Annotated in this window: 4 protein-coding genes; all 4 read right to left on the bottom strand. The window is 71.9% G+C overall.

From position 1 onward, the window contains the following. Positions 1-774, bottom strand: a 774-nt coding sequence (locus tag HW577_RS23460) for an Ntn hydrolase family protein (protein WP_198378523.1), incomplete at its 3' end; no start/stop codon positions are given. A 9-nt stretch (positions 775-783) separates the two neighbouring features. Next, the gene (locus HW577_RS26990) at positions 784-909 is read right to left on the bottom strand and encodes a hypothetical protein (RefSeq protein ID WP_269769594.1); all 126 of its coding nucleotides are present in this window, start codon (positions 907-909) and stop codon (positions 784-786) included. Beyond that, a complete protein-coding gene (mobA, locus tag HW577_RS23455; RefSeq protein ID WP_198378522.1) occupies positions 906-1,580 on the bottom strand; it encodes a molybdenum cofactor guanylyltransferase MobA in 675 nt (224 codons plus the stop codon). Before mobA ends, HW577_RS26990 begins: the two co-directional genes overlap by 4 nt. Next, positions 1,570-2,460, bottom strand: a complete 891-nt coding sequence (fdhD, locus tag HW577_RS23450) for a formate dehydrogenase accessory sulfurtransferase FdhD (RefSeq protein WP_198378521.1) — start codon at positions 2,458-2,460, stop codon at positions 1,570-1,572. The genes mobA and fdhD overlap by 11 nt, the downstream gene beginning before the upstream one ends. Between the last annotated feature and the right edge of the window lie 201 nt (positions 2,461-2,661).

The following is a 2,661-nucleotide window of genomic DNA, read 5'->3' as shown; positions in this document are numbered from 1 at the left end:
CGCCAGCCCGGGGCCGCCGCGGACCGCGGTGTGGTCGCGAGCGCGCTCCACCACCGCCGCCTCGCCCGGCCGCGCGCCCGCGATGGTGAAGGTCACCGCCGCCGCGAGCGGCGTGTCGCGCAGCATCGCCAGCGCCGCGGCGTAGTCCGGCGCGGTGTCGCAGGCGATGCGGAGCAGATGGGCCGGCGGCAATTCACGGCTGCGCCAGGTGGCGGGGCGGGAAGCCGCCCAATCGGCCAGCAGCGCCGTCCTGCGCAGGCCGCGCCGCCGGGCCGCGGCGCCGATCCGCGTGAGCGGCAAGGGCGGCTGGTTGATGGCCATGGCGAAGCGCCCCGGCGCCAGCGCCGTGATGGCGCCCGCGAGGCCCGGCCAGCCGATGTTCAGCCACTCCCCCGCCGGGCCGGATTGGCGGATGACGCAGAGTGTCTCCCCCAGCCCCGCGAGGTTGCCCCAGTCGAGCACGCGCAGCAGCACCGGCGCCGGCGCGTCCAGCACCCCGCAGGTGCAGCCCCATTCGAAGGAGAGGTTGAGAAGGTGCGCGCCGGGCGCGCCGACCGTGGCCGCGACGGCGGCGACCTCATTGGCGAACGGCGTCGCGTTGCGCGCGAGCCAGCGGCGCGACACGGCATCGCCAATGGCAAGCCCGGCGCCGCCATACTGGCCACGCGCGCCGCGCAGGATGGCGCCGACATCGTCCGCAAGCGCGGCCGCGGCGAAGGCGGCCGGATGGGTGGCGCCGCGCGCATCCACCACCGGGATGCGGCGCAGGGCCATGGGCTGGCGCTACAGCCGCGCGCCCGTGGTCGCGAAGGCGGTTTCCGCCGTGCGCTGGAACTTGCTGTCCAGCACGAAGGCGGCGCCGACGGCGATGATGATAGCGAGGGTGATCCCCGAGACGATGGCCTTCATGGTGTGGCCCTTTCCTCAACCGAAGCCTGTTCAGTTCCTATGGCGTCGCGATCTGCGCTTTGCAACCGGGCCAGCAGGCTTTCCGCCTCGGCCAGGTCCTCGGGCGCATTGGCGTTGAAGAAGGGATCGACCGGGTCGGTCGGCCAGTCGGCATGGGCGCAGCCATGGCGGGCGGTCCAGCGGTCGATCTTGCGTTCCCCGGCCAGCAGCGCGGCGCGCAGATCCTCCCGCAGCGCGACCGGCCAAAGGCCGATCGGCGGATGCGCCTGGCCGTCGGATCGCGCGCAGGCGAGCGGCACGCCGGCCTCCTGCCGCGCCGCGTGCAGCCTTGCGACCAGGTCGCGCGGGATGAAGGGGGAATCGCCGGGCACGGAGACGATCCAGGGCAGGTCCGGCCGATGCGCCGCCGCCCAGTCGAGCGCCGCGAGGATGCCGGCGAGCGGGCCCGGATGGTCCGGCAGCCCGTCCGCCACCACGGGCAGCGCATAGGGCGCGAAGCGCGCGGGATCGCCATTCGCGTTCAGCACCATCGCCGCGACCTGCGGCGCGAGGCGCGCGATGACGTGATCGAGCATCGGTCGCCCGCCGAGGGTGCGCAGCGGCTTGTCACCCCCGCCCATGCGCCGCGCGAGGCCGCCGGCGAGCACGATGCCGAGCGTGTCAGCCTTCATTGGACGCCATCGCCTCGGCGCTGTTCTTGCGCCAGTGCTTCGCGGATTCCTCGGGCACGTAGTCAAGGTCCGCGTCGAAGACGATCCGCTCCTGCCCCGCCAGCGCGACGAAGCGCTTGCCCTTGCAGCGCCCGATCAGCGTCAGCCCGGCTTCCTGCGCCAGTTCCACGCCCCAGGCGGTGAAGCCCGAGCGCGAGACGAGGATCGGGATGCCCATGCGGACGGTCTTGATCACCATCTCGGAGGTCAGGCGCCCGGTCGTGTAGAAGATCTTGTCGTCGGGGCTTTCGCGGTTGCGGAACATCCAGCCGGCGATCTTGTCCACCGCGTTGTGGCGGCCGACATCCTCCATGTAGACGACCGGCTGGTCGCGCACGCACAGCGCGCAGCCATGGATCGCGCCCGCTTCCAGATACAGCGTCGGCAGCGTGTTGATCCGGTGCAGCAGGCGATAGAGCCAGGACGTCCGCAATTCCGCCTTCGCGAGGTTCACCTGCGCGAAGCCTTCCATCAAATCACCGAAGGCCGTGCCCTGCGCACAGCCGGAGGTGAGCGTCTTCTTGCGCAACTTCTCCTCGAAGTCGGTGCGCTCGGGCGTGCGCACGACGACGACGCCGAGATCGTCGTCGTAGTCCACGCCCGTCACCTCCGCGTCCGGCTTCAGCATCCCCTGGTTCAGCAGGTAGCCGAGTGCGAGGTCCTCCGGGCGATCGAGGATGGTCATCATCGTCACGATCTCCTGCCCGTTCAGGTAGAGGGTGAGCGGGCGCTCCACCGTGACGCTCGTCTCGATCGCGGCGCCGGTCTGGTCGATGCCGGCGACGCGGCGCGTCAGGCGCGGGTCGGTCGGGTCGGGCTGGACGCGGAGGGGGTGTTCCATGCGGGCGACATGGGGGAAGCGGGCGCGTGAGACAAGCGGGGCTCCGCCCCGGGCCCCGCCAGGGCTTCGCCCTGGACCCACCAAAGGCCGAAAGGCCTTTGGAAACCGAAACCTGGCAAGGGGTACGCGGACGTCGGGCATGACCCCAGGTGATGGTGTCCAGAGGCCTTTCGGCCTCTGGCGGGGAGGTCCGGAGGGGCA

The organism is Neoroseomonas rubea, from assembly GCF_016106015.1.
Classification (GTDB): domain Bacteria; phylum Pseudomonadota; class Alphaproteobacteria; order Acetobacterales; family Acetobacteraceae; genus Neoroseomonas; species Neoroseomonas rubea.
The sequence above is the reverse complement of the archived record's forward strand: the minus strand, read 5'-3'. Positions and strand labels throughout refer to the sequence as shown.